Source organism: Duganella sp. Root1480D1 (assembly GCF_001427305.1).
Lineage (GTDB): Bacteria > Pseudomonadota > Gammaproteobacteria > Burkholderiales > Burkholderiaceae_D > Rugamonas.
Map to the genome: position 1 here is coordinate 375,942 of NZ_LMFZ01000045.1, position 16,829 is coordinate 392,770.

General features: G+C 62.0%; 10 protein-coding genes. 8 read left to right on the forward strand and 2 right to left on the reverse strand.

Annotated features, from left to right (window positions below; genetic code table 11):
* Positions 1–9: 9 nt before the first annotated feature.
* Both ASD58_RS24505 and ASD58_RS24510 read right to left on the reverse strand, forming a co-directional pair.
* On the reverse strand, positions 10–744 hold the full coding sequence (locus ASD58_RS24505) for a polysaccharide deacetylase family protein (RefSeq protein ID WP_082565656.1): 735 nt from the start codon (positions 742–744) through the stop codon (positions 10–12).
* Positions 741–2,732: a sialate O-acetylesterase gene (locus ASD58_RS24510; RefSeq protein ID WP_082565657.1), complete on the reverse strand. Its 1,992-nt coding sequence runs from the start codon at positions 2,730–2,732 to the stop codon at positions 741–743. The genes ASD58_RS24505 and ASD58_RS24510 overlap by 4 nt, the downstream gene beginning before the upstream one ends.
* A 196-nt stretch (positions 2,733–2,928) precedes the next feature.
* Between ASD58_RS24510 and ASD58_RS24515 the strand changes: the two genes are divergently transcribed.
* The 8 genes from ASD58_RS24515 to ASD58_RS24550 all read left to right on the forward strand — a co-directional run bounded on the left by ASD58_RS24515 (position 2,929) and on the right by ASD58_RS24550 (position 16,824).
* Complete coding sequence (locus tag ASD58_RS24515) at positions 2,929–4,467, forward strand: alpha-L-fucosidase (protein WP_057264044.1); 1,539 nt, start codon at positions 2,929–2,931, stop codon at positions 4,465–4,467.
* Between the two features lie 174 nt (positions 4,468–4,641).
* A complete protein-coding gene (locus ASD58_RS24520) occupies positions 4,642–6,996 on the forward strand; it encodes a sialidase family protein (RefSeq protein WP_057264046.1) in 2,355 nt (784 codons plus the stop codon).
* Between the two features lie 51 nt (positions 6,997–7,047).
* On the forward strand, positions 7,048–7,629 hold the full coding sequence (locus tag ASD58_RS24525; protein WP_057264047.1) for a PEP-CTERM sorting domain-containing protein: 582 nt from the start codon (positions 7,048–7,050) through the stop codon (positions 7,627–7,629).
* 6 nt (positions 7,630–7,635) lie between these two features.
* Positions 7,636–8,835 (forward strand): acyltransferase family protein, encoded by a 1,200-nt coding sequence (locus ASD58_RS24530; protein WP_057264050.1) that lies wholly within the window; start codon positions 7,636–7,638, stop codon positions 8,833–8,835.
* A gap of 17 nt (positions 8,836–8,852) precedes the next feature.
* The gene (locus ASD58_RS24535) at positions 8,853–11,486 is read left to right on the forward strand and encodes a glycoside hydrolase family 3 C-terminal domain-containing protein (protein ID WP_057264052.1); all 2,634 of its coding nucleotides are present in this window, start codon (positions 8,853–8,855) and stop codon (positions 11,484–11,486) included.
* A gap of 98 nt (positions 11,487–11,584) precedes the next feature.
* Complete coding sequence (locus tag ASD58_RS24540; RefSeq protein WP_082565658.1) at positions 11,585–12,853, forward strand: ABC transporter substrate-binding protein; 1,269 nt, start codon at positions 11,585–11,587, stop codon at positions 12,851–12,853.
* 125 nt (positions 12,854–12,978) lie between these two features.
* Positions 12,979–14,040, forward strand: coding sequence for a non-reducing end alpha-L-arabinofuranosidase family hydrolase (locus ASD58_RS24545; protein ID WP_200951679.1), 1,062 nt, complete (start codon positions 12,979–12,981; stop codon positions 14,038–14,040).
* 153 nt (positions 14,041–14,193) lie between these two features.
* Positions 14,194–16,824, forward strand: coding sequence for a discoidin domain-containing protein (locus ASD58_RS24550; RefSeq protein WP_229210096.1), 2,631 nt, complete (start codon positions 14,194–14,196; stop codon positions 16,822–16,824).
* Positions 16,825–16,829 lie beyond the last annotated feature (5 nt).

The window sequence follows — 16,829 nt, forward strand, 5'->3', positions numbered from 1 at the left end:
AATCGGTAATCATTCCCAGCGCAGGTGCACGACCTTGTAGCCGTTGTCGCGGATGGCCTTCAGCAGAGCCGGCAGCGCTTCGGCCGTCGGGCCATTTGCGTCGTGCATCAGGACGATGCCACCACCGCTATGGCGCAGCCGTTCCACCAGGCGCGCCACCAGCGCCGCAGTGCTCATGTCATTTGGGCTGTAGTCGTCGATGCCGACATCGATAGAGGCCACGGTGATCTTGCGTTGCTTGAGCTGCGCCAGGATCGCAGGCGTCTCTTCAAGGAAGGGGAAACGGTATGCGGCCGGTCCGTATCCGAAAACGCCGGAAAAGGTTTGCATGCCGCGCGCCAGGTCGGCCAGCTGTTCGTTGTCGGGCATCGACTTCAGGAAAGGGTGTGCGAAGCTGTGCAGAGCCGGGGTATGGCCGGCCTGCACGACGCGCTGTCCCAGTTCCGGGTGGCTGGCAAGATTGGCCCCTGTCATGAAGAAAGTCCCCTTCACGCACTGTGAGGCGAGCGCTTGCAGCACCCTGTCAAGCGTCTCCGGATTCGGCCCGTCGTCAAAAGTCAGGACCACCTCTCCCTTCTCCAGTGGCAGGGCGCCATGCTGCACCGTGCCGTAAGCCGTATATTCGCGCTTCAGCGTCAACACACGGGAAGTGCCCAGGGCCTCCGGAGCGCACGCAGCAACCGCGCCACCTGCGGCGGCGAAAAGCAGCATAGCGAATGACCATTGAGGCAACAGGAATCTCATTTCACCTCCAGTTCAAACCCGTTGGCAGGCAGATCGTCTGCACTGAACAGATTAATGAAAGGCGCGTCGGCCCAGGCATAGCGCACTTTGCTTGCACTTCCTGTCGCGGCGCCATGCAGGGTGACCGTATCGCCCTTGGCGGTCGCGTGGGCGTATTTGCACACCTTATTCGCGCAGACTTCGAAACCAATCGCCGTATCCGAGGAATAGGTGCGCAAGCCCCCGTTGGTGTCGGTGAACCGGACCACGATATCCTTCCCGCTACGGCTTGCCGAAACCGCCTGCGGTCCGCCCGGCGTGATTTTTTCGCCGTAAGCGACAACCCGCGCCGCCCGCGCAAGGCGGGCGCCGACGATTGCCTTCTGGCCGGGATGGATGTCGGAGCGGTCCCCGAAGTCGAAGGTCACCGCCAGTCCCGCATGGGGATCGTTGCGCACCGACACCGACTGCGCCTCGCGCAATTCGGCCCATGCCGAATAGCCAGGTGTGGTCGCCACCGAACCGAAAGCAGTCAGCTGGGCCACCACGAATGGCAGCTCGGGCTGCGCGAACGTCCTGCGCCAGTCGGCAAACAGCAGTGGCAGCAAGGTACGGTATTCCTGCGCGGCGCCGGCGTTCGCCTCGCCCTGGTACCAGGCTGCCAGCTTGAACCTGAAGCCCTGCATCGGTGCGATCATCCCGTTGTACAGCGTGGTGACGCTGGTCGGCGGCTCCCAGGGCGTCGGCGGCTGCGTCGCCTTGAGACGGGATCCAAGCTGGTATTTCCAGCGCGAGGGCAAAGCGATGCTGCTGCCGTCGGCAAATCGTAGCGCGCGCTGGTCGGCCGGGCTCACCAACCCACCGCCGTTATCGTCATCCAGCACGCGCACCGCAATCACATTCTTGCCCGGCTTGAGTACGCCCTTCGGCACCGGATAGTCGCGGCCCGACCACCAGTTGATACTGGCGCCGACACGCACTCCATTGACCCAGGTGGTGTCCGCGGTAGCGATCTGGCCAAGCAACAATTGCGCGCCGGCGTCAGCTTGCTGCGCAGTCAGCTCCACCGTGGCGCGGAACCAGACGACGCCTCGATGCCGGCTGACTTCCCTGATGGAAGATTCGCTCCAGCGTCCACCGGCCTCCATGCCGGGCCAGGCACTGTCGTCGAATTCCGGATTGACCCAGGCCAGTTGCACGCGGGCGCCCGGATCGACGCTGGCCCACCATGCTTCCTGGCGCTCTTCCTCAGCGCGCATCCCGGCTGCGGTGTCGGCGCCATAGGCATCCACCACGTCGAGCGCCTGCTGGTAGGTGCCAAGCTTGCGCATGGAGGCACCGCTGATCCAGCTCTGGATCGCGCTGCCGCCCCAACTGGCGTTGACGAAGCCTACCGGCACCTTGTACTGGCGGTGCAAGCTGCGCGCCATGTGATAGCAGACGGCGGAAGCCTGGCCGGTAGTCTGCGGCCCCGCCACCTGCCATTGTGGGGCGGTCCTGAATTCTTCCTGCAGGACCGGCGAGGTTTCGCGCGCGATATTGGCGAAGCGGATCTGCGGGTTGGCCGAATACGTCACGTCCATCGGCGCATTGGTCGCATTTGCCATGGCCAGTTCCATGTTCGACTGGCCGCCGCACAGGAAGACGTCCCCGACCAGGATGTCGTTCAACGTCGTCGTGCCGCCACCCGTACTGGCACTCAGCGAAAAAGGGCCGCCAGCGGACAGGCCCGGCAACCGGGCGCGCCACTTGCCGCCGCTATCTGCTTTGGCCTGCACGGTTTCGCCGCCTAGCCTGACGGTAACAGAAGCTCCCGGCTGCGCCTTGCCCCAGGTTTCTATCGGCTGGTCGCGCTGCAGGACGGCATGGTCGCCGAAGATGGCCGCAAATGTCGGAACCTGTTCGGAGGCACCTGATGGCGCGCTTGCGGCAAACGCCAGGGCACCCAGCCCCACGAGTAATGTCCGCCTGGCGGGCCTGGCGCAATGCTTGTCTCTTTGCGATTTCATTCTGTGCCGACTCTCGACTTGCTTGACTATGGCCATTGTGCGAGCGGCGCGAATGAAGCGGCAATTGCGAAAGTTAACAACCGGGCCAACGAAATTTCTCACCCAGCCCGTAAAACACCCGGTATCGCTTGCCCGGTGCAGTGATTGAATTTAACCTGACCCGGATAATCAAAACCAACAGTCCGGAGCCTAAGCCATGCCGAATCGCCGCGCCACGCTACTTGCGTTTGCCGCCCCACTACTTGCCCTGTCGATCCCGATCCACGCCGTCCAGGCGCAGGAGGAGCCCGTTCAATTGACCACGGTTCCCGGCCCATTCCATCCCGAGGCGGAGTCGCTTAAAACCTACAAGACGCCCGAGTGGTTCCGCGACGCCAAATTCGGCATCTGGTCGCATTGGGGGCCACAGTCCGTTCCGCGCGCAGGCGACTGGTACGCTCGCAATATGTACATCTACGGAACCGATCAATACAAACACCACCTGGAGCACTACGGCCACCCTTCCAAGTCGGGCTACAAGGACATCATCCCCTTGTGGAAAGCGGAAAAGTTCGAGCCGGATGCCTTGATGGCCTTGTACAAGAAGGCCGGCGCACGCTACTTCGTCAGCATGGGCGTCCACCATGATAACTTCGACCTGTGGGACTCGCGCTACCACGAGTGGAATGCCGTGAAAATGGGCCCCAAGCGCGATATCGTGGGTGACTGGAAGAAGGCCGCGCTGAAAGCCGGCCTGCGTTTCGGCGTATCGGAGCACCTGGGCGCCAGCTATGGCTGGTTCACGCCCAGCCATGGCTACGACCAGATCTGGCCGATGCTGGGCGTCGACTACGACGGCGCCGATCCGAAATACGCCTCGCTTTACCATCGCGCGCATAACCAGCCATATCGCGGCTCGAGCGGCTGGTACACCACCGATACGCGCTTCCAGCAGGAGTGGTACCAGCGCATCACCGACCTGGTGACGCGCTATCAGCCCGACCTGCTCTATTCCGACGGCGGCCTGCCCTTCGGCCAGGTGGGCCGCAGTCTGGTGGCCAACTTCTACAATGCCAACCGCGCCAGCCATGGCGGCAAGCTGGAGGCGGTGTACAACCACAAGAACATCGGTTCTGGTGAATTCATCCGCGAAGCCGGAGTGCAGGACGTGGAACGCGGTGTCATGGAGGGTATCAATCCGCTGCCATGGCAAACCGACACCTCGATTGGCGACTGGTTCTACAGCGAAGGCTACAAATACAAGACCACCGCCGAGGTTGTGCACATGCTGGCAGATATCGTCAGCAAGAACGGCAACCTGTTGCTGAACGTGGTGCAGTATCCTGACGGCAGCTTGCCACCCGAGCCAATGCAGTTCCTGAAGGAGATGGCGGCATGGATGTCGGTCAATGGCGATGCGATTTATGGCACGCGCCCCTGGAAGACTTTCGGTGAAGGGCCGACCAAAGCCACGTCCGGCCACTTCCAGGAAAACGCCGCGTACACGCCGCAGGACATCCGCTTCACAACGAAAGACGGGGCTCTCTACGCGATCACTCTCGGCACGCCGACAGCGGCAGTGCGTATCCAGTCCCTGGGCCGCAAGGCGGGCCTTGAAACGCGGCCAGTGAAGGCGGTCTCCCTGTTGGGCAGCGCCACCCCGCTGCGCTGGGAGCAAAGCGATGAGGCACTGACGATCCAGTTGCCAGCCAGCCTGCCAACCCAAGTGGCTAGCAGCTTCCGGATCAGCTTCTAATACTGTGTAATTCTTTTCAACTTTCTGCACATTCCAAGTTTTATCGCCACGAATTCGAGAAATCGGGACCCGCTCCACTTAGTCTGGCCCGACGGGCCTGCCGGACAAGCCGTAACGAGCGGCCGCCGGCCCGTTCCCAACAAACTCGATTCGATTTTTTCTTGGAGATAAAGGATGAAGAAACCAACCCTCGCCCTTGCCTGCGTGGTGGCCGCAATGATGGCCGCCTGCGGTGGCGGCAGCAGTCCGTCCGACCAGGCGCCGCAATTCGCCGCCACGGTAACCACCAGCAGTACGGCCAGCACCACCGGTACGCGCTGGATGAACGTCAAGTACGGCGGCAGCGGCTATGTACCCGGCCTGGTCTTTCACCCGACCAGCCCGGATGTGCTTTACGCGCGCACCGACATGGGCGGCAGCTATCGCTGGGATGCCGCCACATCGTCCTGGATCCCGATCACGGACGGTTTCGGCATCACCGAAGAATTCTTCAATGGCGCCGAAAGCATCGGCCTCGATCCGAACGATGACAAACGCGTCTACCTGGTGACGGGCATGTACGACTGGGCCGGTCGCAATGGCCGGCTCTACATTTCGACCGACCGCGGCGACCACTGGACCCACGTCGACCTGCCATTCCGCGTGGGTTCCAATGATCCCGGCCGCGCCATCGGCGAGCGCCTGGTGGTCGATCCGAACCAGTCCTCAGTCCTGTATTACGGCTCGCGTACCTCCGGCTTGTGGAGGAGCGCGGACTATGGCCAGACCTGGGCCCAGCTCACGTCCTTGTCTTCGTTCCAGTACAGCAGCGACCAGATCCCTGCCCTGCCAGGGCGCGCGTCGGGCGGTATCGAGGGCGTGCTGTTCGACACTTCGGGCACTGCTTCCGGCAGCGCCACGCAGGCCATCTACACCACTGTGGCGCCTGACTACGCCAACGCTGCCGGGCTGAATTACAACCTGTACAAATCGAACGACGGCGGCGCCACCTGGACCGGCATCGCCACGCCGGTCAGCGGCTACCACATTCCCCACATGGTCCGCGCCAAGGACGGCATGATCTATATGGCGTTCACGCGCGACATGGGTCCCGGCGCCGGGGGCCCGGGCCGGCTCTACAAGTTCGACGGCGCCAACTGGACGCTGTTGAAAAGTTACGATACGGAGCAATGGGTCAACTTCGGCCTGGGCGGCCTGTCCGTTTCCGGTTCCGGCCCGACCACCCGTATTGCACTGGGCGTCACGAATTCCTGGGGCAACTGGCAGGGCCAGCCAATCGTCCAGCTCTCGGACGACGCGGGCTTGACCTGGCGTGAAATCTCCTCGATGACGCCGCACACCCCGTCCGAAGGAGATTTTTCCGGCTGGATCGACGATGTCGAGATCGACCCGAACAACCCTGAGCGCATCCTGCACGTGTTCGGTGGCGGCGTCTGGGAAACCAGGAATGCCTCGGCGGCCAGCCCAAGCTGGAACCTGGCCGTGAACAGCCTCGAAGAAACCGCCACGCTGGCCCTGATGACGCCCCCCAAGGGCGCCAGCTATACACTGCTACGCAGCTCGGGCGACATCGGCACCCACGTACAGACCGAATTGCTGAAGAAGCCGACCCGCGGCCCGCTGGGCTGGTTCGGCAACGGTTTCAGCGCCGACATGGCCTGGTCAACGCCCTCCTACATCGCAGCCATCGGCAGCCCTGTATGGAATACGCCCAACGTCGCAGGTGGATACTCCAGCGACTCCGGCGTGACCTGGACAGCCTTTGCCGCCAACCACCCCGACGCCCTCGCCAACCAGGGCGGCGAGTCCAATATCGCCGTATCCAAGCCAGGCTTTATCGTATGGGCCCCGGCGAACTCCCGACCGGCCTACACCACCGATAAAGGGGCAACGTGGACTTATACCAACCTGCCGGCCCTGAGCGCCGTCGGCATCAATCGCGGCTACCGAGTCGTCGCGGACCGCAAAAATCCGAACAAGGTGTATGCCTATAATTCGGGCGGCGCGTGGTGGAACCAGTGGTCCGACACCGCCCATTTCTGGACCTCGACCGACGGCGGCCACACTTTCACCGAGAGCACGTCGTTCATCGCCGCCGGCGCGCTGGTAGCGGACTTCGGCCATTCATCCGTGGCGGTCAACCCGAATGCCGAAGGCGATATCTGGGTCACCGATGGCTTCAGCGTCCTCCACTCCACCGACTCCGGCGCCACCTGGACCAAGCTCGCGGCAACGGCCCCGGTCTGGGGCAGCAATCCAGGCTGGATGTACCCGGAAGTGTACGGCGCGACCTCGATCGCTCTGGGCAAGGCTCCTGCCGGCGCCACGTATTCGTCCTCGATCTACATCGTCGGCACGATCAATGGCGTGTGGGGCGTGCACCGTTCGGACGACGGCGGCGCGAACTGGCGCCGTATCAATGACGACAAGCACCAGTACGCCGGCCTTGGCAACCTGGCCGCCGACCAGTCGGTACCGGGACGCGTGTTCGCCAGCGCTGCCGGCCGCGGCGTCGTGTTCAGCTATTGATGATCGCGCCGGCACTGCCGGCGCATCACCCACCATTTCCTGGAGAATGACATGAAATTCAGCACCTTCATCGCCGCCGTCGTGCTTGGCGCGGCAGCGAGCAGCGCCAGTGCAGCGGTCCTCAGTTTCGACAGCCTTACCGAGATGATGTACGGCGACGGCTTCCCGCTGGCCGCCAATATGAGCTATGACGGGACAGACCTGAGCTATGTGGAATCCGGCTTCAAACTGACCCTGCACGCCCCGAACGCAGCCCCCGGCACGGCCAACATCGGCACCGGCACCTTCGAGCCCCAGACTTTCAACTGGCACGATGGCCTGGACAACGGTTCCGACACCTACGTCACCCTCACTCGCGTCGGGGGCGGCCTGTTCAACCTGGCAAGTTTCGATTACCTCACCGACGCAAGCGATGTTTCGGCGGACGGCAACCTGCTCGGCGTCATCCAGGATGCAGGCACCTGGACCACGGCACTTGCCGGCATCACCGAACTGCGACTGAGCTCTGGCGCATTCAATCAGATCGACAACGTCGAAGTCGATGCCGCGGCAAAAGCCGTACCGCTTCCCGGCACATTGCTGCTGATGCTGGGCGGCTTGGCCGCCGCTGGCCTGGCGCGCCGTCGCGCCTGATCTCCCATGGATGATGCTGAACTCCAGGTTGTGCCGCCACGCGCTGCACACGGCGGCGGCGCGGCGCGCTGGCAGGCGCTCGATTGGCTGCGGGGCCTCAGCATCATCGGCATGCTGTTGAATCTCACCCCTGGAGCGTGGGAAAAACAGTATGGATGGATGGTCCATGCCAAATGGGAAGGCGGCAACCTGGTAGACATGGTGGCGCCGGCTTTCCTGTTCTGCATCGGCGCCGCAATGCCCTTATCGCTGTCACATCGGATGAACATGGGACAATCGACCACAGCGCTCTGGCGCCACGGAATGTGGCGCGCCGCGATGCTGGTCGCACTGGGCCTGTTCCTGAACGCCTATCCCGGTTTTGACCTCGTTCATTTACGCATCCCCGGGGTGCTGCAGAAGATCGGACTGGCCTTCGCGCTGGCGCTCAGCCTCGTCCTGCTGACGATGCAGCGCCGGGCCGGCAGCACGCCGAAGTTCAGGCCTTACCTTCTACTCGGCGCCACGCTCTTTATCCTCTCTTCGCATTGGGCCCTGCTCTATTTTGTTCCGGTGCCAGGCTTCGGTGCGCCCCGCTTTGACCCGGTCGGCAGCTGGCCCGCGTACATCGACCGGAACGTGTTCACCGTCCCGCATATGTTCATCTGGTGGCCGGTCGAAGGCAAGGTGGTTTTCGACCCAGACGGTTTGCTCAACGCTTACACCAGCAGCGCCAGCGTATTGATTGGCGTCCTGGCCGGTCTCGCCCATATGAACGGTAAGCTCAAACGCCCCGCTGCAACGGCCTTTGCCACCGGCGCAGCATTGATCGTCGCGGCGCTGTTATTGAGCGGCATCTGCCCGATCATCAAGAATATTTATACCGCTACCTTCGTGCTGTTCAGCGCCGGGTTCTCCTTGGCCCTGCTGGCCGTATTCAGCATCCTCGCCAACTGGCCACTAACCCACACGCTTCTGTTCCCGTTAAAGGTATACGGCGCCAACCCTCTACTGGCCTATGTGACCAGCTTTCTGCTAGCGCCGCTGCTCGATTACAGCTGGTACTTTCCGGGCGGCGCGGCTTCGATACGCAGCGCCAGCCAGGCCGCCTTGAGCGGCGTGTTCGATCCTTATGCAGCATCGCTCAGCTTCGGACTGATTTATCTCGTGTTCCAGTTCCTGATCCTGAAAGCCTGCTATCGGCGCCGCTGGATTCTTAAGCTCTAGTCTAACCTCGACATTACATGACTAATTTCCGCAATCGCCGCACCATCCTCGCGGCACTCGTCTCCATGGCCTTTTCGTTCCATGCCTGCCAGGCCCAGTCAGCCAGCGCTGACGATGCCGGGCAGCGGGCCCGGGATCTGCTGGCCCGCATGTCACTCGACGAAAAAGCCAGCCTGCTGCAACATGAGTCGCCTGCCATTCCGCGCCTGGCCATCCCCGCATATGACTGGTGGAATGAAGGTTTGCACGGCGTGGCACGCGCCGGCAATGCCACGGTGTTCCCGCAGGCGATCGCTCTGGCGGCGACCTGGAACGTCCCTCTCGTCACGCGCGTCGCCGATACGGTTGCCACGGAGTTCCGCGCCAAATACCGGCAAACCGTTGGCCCGGATGGCTCGACCGCCTTGTATCGCGGTCTCACGGTGTGGTCGCCAAATATCAATATCTTCCGCGACCCGCGCTGGGGACGCGGCCAGGAAACCTACGGCGAAGACCCCTACCTGACTTCGCGCATCGGCGTGGCTTACGTACACGGCCTGCAAGGAGACAATCCTTCCGCGCCCAAGGTCTCTGCCACGGTCAAGCATTTCGCGATCCACAGCGGGCCGGAAGCCGACCGCCACCGCGAAGACGTCCATCCCTCGCCGCGCGACCTGACCGAAACGTATTTACCGGCATTTCATGCCACGGTGACCGAGGGCCAGGCCATGGCGGTCATGTGCGCCTACAACTCAGTGGATGGCGTACCCGCCTGCGCCAGCGACAAACTGCTCAAGGACTACCTGCGCGGCGCCTGGCATTTCCAGGGCCATGTGGTCTCCGATTGCGGGGCGGTGGCTGACATCCATGATGCCGATGCACACCACTTCACCGCAACGCCGGAGCAAGCCGTGGCGGCAGCCTTCAATGCCGGCACCGACGTCATGTGTGAATTCGGTAGCAGCCCAACGGCAACTCCCGCCACGACGGTGCGGGCGGTACAACAAGGTTTGCTGGCCGAAGCGGTTCTCGACCGCGCCGTGCTGCGCCTGCTGGAGACGCGCATCCGCCTTGGTTTGCTGGACAAGCCTGGCAGCGGAACTTTCGGCCAAATCGCGGCCAGCGAGGTCGACACACCACCCCACCGTGCCCTGAACCTGGAAACAGCGCGGCAATCGCTGGTGCTGCTGAAAAACGAGGGATTGCTGCCGCTGAAGCAAGCGCCCCGCAGCATTGCCGTCATCGGCCCGAATGCCGATAGCGTCGACGCCCTGGTCGGCAATTACAACGGCACGCCGTCGCGGCCAGTGACAGTGGTAGCAGGCCTGCGCGCCCGGTTCCCGCAGGCGCGCGTGACGCACATCGAAGGCACCGGCTGGGTCGCCCCGCCCCTGCAGGATGTTCCGGCAGACCGCTTGTGCGTCGATGCCGAGTGCACCCGTCCAGGCGTCAAACTGGAGCGATTCGACAACCTCGCTTTGGCGGGCGCCCCAAGTGCGATTGAATCCGCTGCCAATGCCGCGCTCAAATGGGGATGGCCCGACAACGCCGAACGCAAGACCTCGACGCGCTGGTCCGGCTACCTTCGCGCGGCCGAAAGTGGCACGCACCATTTCCGCCTGAAGGGCAACCAGACCTACCGTATCCGTATCGATGGCCAACTGGCGGCCGATATGTGGGACCTTGCCTGGCCGACCTCGAACACCGGGCTTACCCTGGATGCAGGAAAGCTGTACCGGATCGAAATCGAGGCGCAGCAGACCGGCTGGGAAGGAGAACAGCAACTGCAATGGACGCGCCCGAGCTTCGACAACGCAGCAGCATTGGAAGCAGCCCGGCAAGCCGACCTGGTGGTATTCGTCAGCGGCCTGACCTGGCAGCTGGAGGGCGAGGAAATGTCCGTGCACGCGCCAGGCTTCGCTGGCGGCGACCGCACCAGCATTGACCTGCCGGCGCCGCAGCAATCCCTTCTGGAACAGCTCAGCGCGGAGCTGGGCCCGCTGAACAAACCCCTGGTGCTGGTCAACATGAGCGGAAGCGCCATGGCCTTGAACTGGGCCGACCGCCATGTACCGGCCATCATCCAGGCCTGGTATCCGGGCGGCGAAGGCGGACAGGCGATCGCCGAACTCATTGCCGGCGATTTCAGCCCGGCCGGACGCTTGCCCGTGACGTTCTACAAGTCCGCCGCGGACCTGCCACCGTTCAAGGACTACGGCATGCAGGGCCGCACCTATAAATATTTCAAGGGCAAGCCGCTGTACCCGTTCGGCCATGGCTTGAGCTACACCCGCTTTACTTACAAGACTGGTGCGGCAGTGCCGAAGACGGTGTGCGCCGGTTGCGACGTCAAACTCGTGGTCGACGTAAAAAACGAGGGCAAGCGGGCCAGCGACGAAGTGGTGCAATGGTATGTATCGCGGCCAGTCCCCGGCGCGCCGAACCGCACGCTCGCCGGCTTTACCCGCCTCGCCCTGCGCGCTGGTGAAACGCGGCGCGTCAGCTTCACGCTCGGCGCCAAGGCGCTCAGCACCGTCGACGCGGCAGGCCAACGCAACGTCGAGCCCGGAACAGCCGATATCTGGATTGGCGGCGGCCAGCCAGGCGGACAGGCTGCGGGGATCGGCGTGAAGTTGACGGTCAAAGGCCGGCGTAGCCTGCCTCCTTTCTGAGCGAATCGTTCTGGTGGCGTGGCAAACCGCCTCGGTGCCAGCCGTCGACGTTTCTGACTGTCATTGACAGGCCCCGGTCTTGGGCACAAACTTGTTTCATGACGGCTACAGAGACCAAGCCCTCGATCCACAAGCTTTCCCGCCGCCGGGTCTGGCTGAAGGGAGCAGTGGCCTCATGCCTGGTTTACAGCCTGCCCAGTTTGGCCGCCGGAGCCGAACAGCTGTTTGTCGACTATATCTTGTCGCACGGAGCCCAGAGAACCGCGTGGACACGCATCATCAGTGAGTTCTCCAAGACAAACCCAGATATTGCGGTGACGCAAAACGACTATCCGTGGGCGCAATACCAGCGAGATCTCACAGCTCGGCTGAGCAGCGGACAGGTCGACATCGCATTCTGGTACGCGGGAGAAGGCCTGCGCGACGCGGTCGAAAACAAATTGCTGGCCCCGCTGGATGACGATACGCTTGCGCTACTCAAAAAAAACAAGTTCTATCCGGCCACCCTGGAGGGGACCCGCATCGAAGGCGAGGTATATGGCTTCCCCTTGTATTACTACCCATGGGGCTTCGTCTACCGGAAATCGCTATTCCAGAGCCTTGGTCTTGAGCCGCCAACCTCATGGGGCGAATTCCAGCGCGTATGCGAACGGTTGAAGGCTGCGGGTGTGAGTCCGATCGGCCTGGGTGCCGGGAACAACTGGCCTGCCGCCGGCTGGTTCGACTACCTTGACCTGCGCATCAATGGCCTGAAATTCCACCGCAAGCTGCTCCGTGGCGATGTCCCTTTTACCGATCATAGGGTCAAGAAAGTATTCAATACCTGGGCAAGCTTGCTGCGCAAGGGCTACTTCTTCAAACCGACCATCGAAATGAACCACGAGCGTGTCCTGCCCTACTTGTACCGCAACCAGGTAGGCATGATGCTGACCGGCAGCTTCGTCGCCGCAAAGTATCCTGCGGCGCTTGCGGACGATATAGGTTTCTTTGCCTTCCCAAGCATTTTGCCCGACATGCCGCAATTTGAGGACGTCCCGCTCGACGTGCTGGTCTTGCCGGCGCGCGCAGCAAATCCCCAAGCCCGCAAGCGCTTCCTGGCCTTTCTCGCCGAAAGCGGCGCGGTGCGGCACATCGCCGAGGCGGACCAGACTTTCCCGGCGCAGGCCAGCGCCTTGTCCCCACCCATCCGGATGGAAGAGGCTGCACGACAGGTGCTGGCCAATGCGGCTGGACTGAGTACATTCTTCGACCGGGAGGCCAAGGCGGAACTGATTGGTCCGGTGTTCGAGGGGCTGCGCCAGTTCCTCAAGCCGCCGCATGACACGGAAAAGGCCGTCCTCGCGATCGAGGAACTGCGCCGGAAGTAGCACTCCAATGCCGCGTCCTATAAATCGGCCGAGGCCGCTTATGATTTCTTTCAAACGATTGCGCTTTCGTTGACCCGCGGAAAGGCATTGCCTAGAGTCTGTTCGTTTGCAAATGAGGACGAACGATGAGAGTAATTCCCCACCTTTTCGGGTTGGCCGCATTGGCTGCCCTGGCTGCATGCAGTGGAACCAGTGCGATCCCGGTCAGCACTGCAAGGCCGGCATTCAGCTGGACATCCAGCGCACCGCTCATATTGCCGCAGGCCGCTCCTGGCCGGGCAAGCTACGCAGTGAAAGATCCGAGTATCGTCCATGCGGGGGGCAAGTATCACGTATTTATGACGACCGCCGGATCCGATGGATGGGGGCTGGCATACACAAGCTTTGAGAAGTGGTCCGACGCCCGGACTGCAAAGATAGTGCCGCTCGCCCAATCTCCGATGGGCCCTGGATACCGCGCTGCACCGCAAGTACTTTACTTCGCACCGCAAAAAACCTGGTACCTCATTTACCAGGGGCCCGATCCGCTTTACTCGACATCGAAGGACGTCGGAGACCCCCTATCGTGGAGTGCGCCCAAACCCTTGTTTGCCGCTGCCCCAGACATCGTAAAACCGCCGCAGGGTAACGGCTGGCTGGATTTCTGGGTGATTTGTGACGAAGCAAAATGTTATCTGTTCAATACCGATGATCATGGCCGACTGCTGCGATCCGAAACTACCATCGGCCAATTCCCCAATGGCTTCCATAACACGGTCGCCGTCATGAGCGAAAAAATGGAGGACCTGTTCGAGGCCAGCAATACCTACAGGATTGCCGGTTCGCAGACCTACATCACACTTGTAGAGGCGATTTCGCCAAAGGGACGCTATTTCCGGATCTGGAAGAGCAATGGACTGGGCGGCAAATGGGAGCCATTTTCTTCCGCGCCAATGAACACGTTTGCCAGCCGTGACAACGTCGAGCAACTATGGTCCGAAGGTATCTCGCATGGGGAGATGATTCGAACGAATCCCGATCAAACGATGACCATCGATCCTTGCCGGCCGCTCGAGTATCTGTTCCAGGGCAACGACCCGGCAGTGCGCGTGGACGATTACATCAAAATCCCGTACCAGCTGGGTGTGATCACCGCGAAGGGTGAAAACCCGGTGAGCTCGCTTTGCCGTCAACCTGCTCAATACTGAACAAGGAGCAAAGCGACTGCCGTTCCGCCAAGCATGCTTCCTCTGCCGCCGTTGGTGAATTTCATTAAGCCCGTTGCGAATATTCGTAATTGCCAAGGTACGGAGGCGATCCGACAATTGCCGCAAAGCAACTTCAACCATTCGAAGGAAGGTATGAAAAAATACAAGATGCGAACAATTGTCCTGTCGATCATCGCAGCGGGCCTCACTGTGGGCTGTGGCGCCGGCACAGAGGATGCTGGTATTACGACGGCACCAAACAACGCCAGCAACGCCCCGGCGTCAAGTGGCACTAGCGGCACGCCTGCTACTGGCAATACGCCCAGCACCGGCACCACGCCCGATAGTGGCACTGCGCCAGGCACCGGGACTCCACCTAGCGCTGGCACCACGCCCAGCACTGGCACCGCGCCCGGCACAGGCGGCACAGCGGCCCGCGTTTTCGCCCACCCAGGCATCGCGCTCACTCGATCCGACCTCGACACGCTCAAGACCTACGTCGACCAGGGCCGGGAACCCTGGAAGTCCGCCTACCAGCAATTGGCGAACGATGGAAAGGCCAAGTTAACCTATGTCATGGGCGGTCCCTATGCGACAGTGGGCCGTGCGCCGGACGTCAATCTCTGGGCATGGCGCAACGACATGGTCGCGATCTGGAATCTCTCGCGCATGTGGCATTTCACCGGCAACCAGGAATACGCAAAGAAGGCGCGCGAAATCCTCATGGCGTGGGCCACCACCCAGGTGGAGTTCACCGGCCGCGAGTCGATGCTTGACCTGGGCGACTACGCTTACATGTTCGTGGGCGGCGCCGACATCCTGCGCGGCACTTGGCCGGGCTGGACGGAAGCCGACACCGCCACAGTGAAGAAGTATTTCAAAAACGTCCTGATACCGGCATCTAACCCCTACGGCGAGCATCAGTTCGGCGCCGCCAACAAGGGGGCGCTGGCCCTGGTTGCCCTCGGTTTGATGGACATCTTCAACGACGACGCGGTGGCGCTGGACAAAGTTGTTTACCAGCTGCGCACGCTGGCCCACATCGGACTGCGCAATTCCAACGATATCGGCATGATCGGCGACTCCCTGCGCGATCAAGGCCACTTCCATGGGCAGCTGAAATCGCTGATCATGCTCTCCGAGGCGCTCTGGAAGCAAGGCATCGACGTCTATTCCGATTTTGACGATCGGCTGCTGGCCGCCGGTGAATATTTTGCGCGGGTGAACGAGCTCGTACCGACCACTGCACTCCCGTTTGGCACCACCGATGCCTATTACACTGCCGACATGACCAACCGCGGTTGGGACGGCGGGGGTGGCGGGAACGTCGTGCTCAATCAGATTTATGGCGCCTACGCCCTTCGCAAAGGTTTGCAGGCTCCGTTTATCGCACAAAGACGTCTCTGGATGCCGGTGGATGGCAACAGCTTCATGTTCTTGAAGGACGCCGACGCCTCCGTCGCTGCGCCTGCGCCACAGCTCCCCATACCGTCGACGACCTCGCTTACCGCTGGCTTGAGCAGCATTGATCTCGGCGGCGCCACCCCAACTGGCACTGCCAGTTATACCGCCGGCAAATGGACCGTGAAAGGCGGCGGATCGGAGATCTGGGGCACAAACGACAGTTGCTACTTCGCTTACAAGGCTCTTGTCGGCGATGGTGCCATCATCGCCAAGGTGGAATCGGTCCAGAATACCGGACCTTCCGCCAAGGCGGGCGTGATGATGCGCACAAGCCTCGACCAGGGCGCCCCGCGCGCGTGGATGGCGATCGCCAACCGCGCTGCGGCCGAGCAGAACATGCGCAATCTCACGGCGTATGGCGGCAGCAACTATGCGAACAAAGTCCTCCCGATTGCGAGCACGACGGCCTCTTATTGGGTGAAGCTCGAGCGCATCGGCAACGTCATCACCGGCTACCTGTCTCCCGATGGCACCAACTGGGCTGCGACAGACGTCGGCCGTATCGACGGCCCTCTTCCGGACAAGATCTACGCCGGCCTGGTAGTTTCTTCGACCGCAAACGGCACGCCGAACAGCTCAGTCTTCAGCAACGTCCAGATCACTGGCGGAGACGGGAATGCACCGAGCGTGATCCCGGCAGCGCCAGCAACGCTGCTGGCTGCCCCGGGCGATGGCGCCGTACCGCTACGCTGGCAGCGCTCCTTCGGCGCCACTCGCTACATTGTCAAGCGTGCCACCGTGAGCGGCGGCCCTTACACCGCCATCGCAACGGACGTCAAGGGCGGCAGCTACACCGACAAATCGGTGACAAACGGCACGACCTACTATTACACCGTAACGGCGGCAAACTCCGCGGGCGTAAGCGCCAATTCCCCCGAGGATGCGGCAACGCCGTTCCACCCGATGGTCAATGTCGCCACCGGCGGTACCGCCAGCGACAGTGCGAACAATGTGGACAACGCCAAGCGCGCCTTCGACCATAACTCGGCAACGCAATGGTTCTACAAGGGCGTGACGGGCTGGCTGCAGTATGACCTCGGACACAAGGAGACAGTCCAGCGCTACACCGTCATCAGTTCCAACGACCTGGTTCCCCGCGACCCGAAGGCCTGGGAGCTACTGGGTTCCAACGACGGCGTCACCTGGCAAACTCTTGATGCTCAAAACAACCAGGCGTTCGCCCGGCGCTTCGCACCAAACAGTTACGCGGTCTCGAGACCTGGCGCCTATCGCTACTACCGGCTCAACATCACGGCCAATAACGGCGACGCCACCTTTACCGATCTCGCCGAATTCGGACTGTTCGCTACCAAGCCATGATGAAC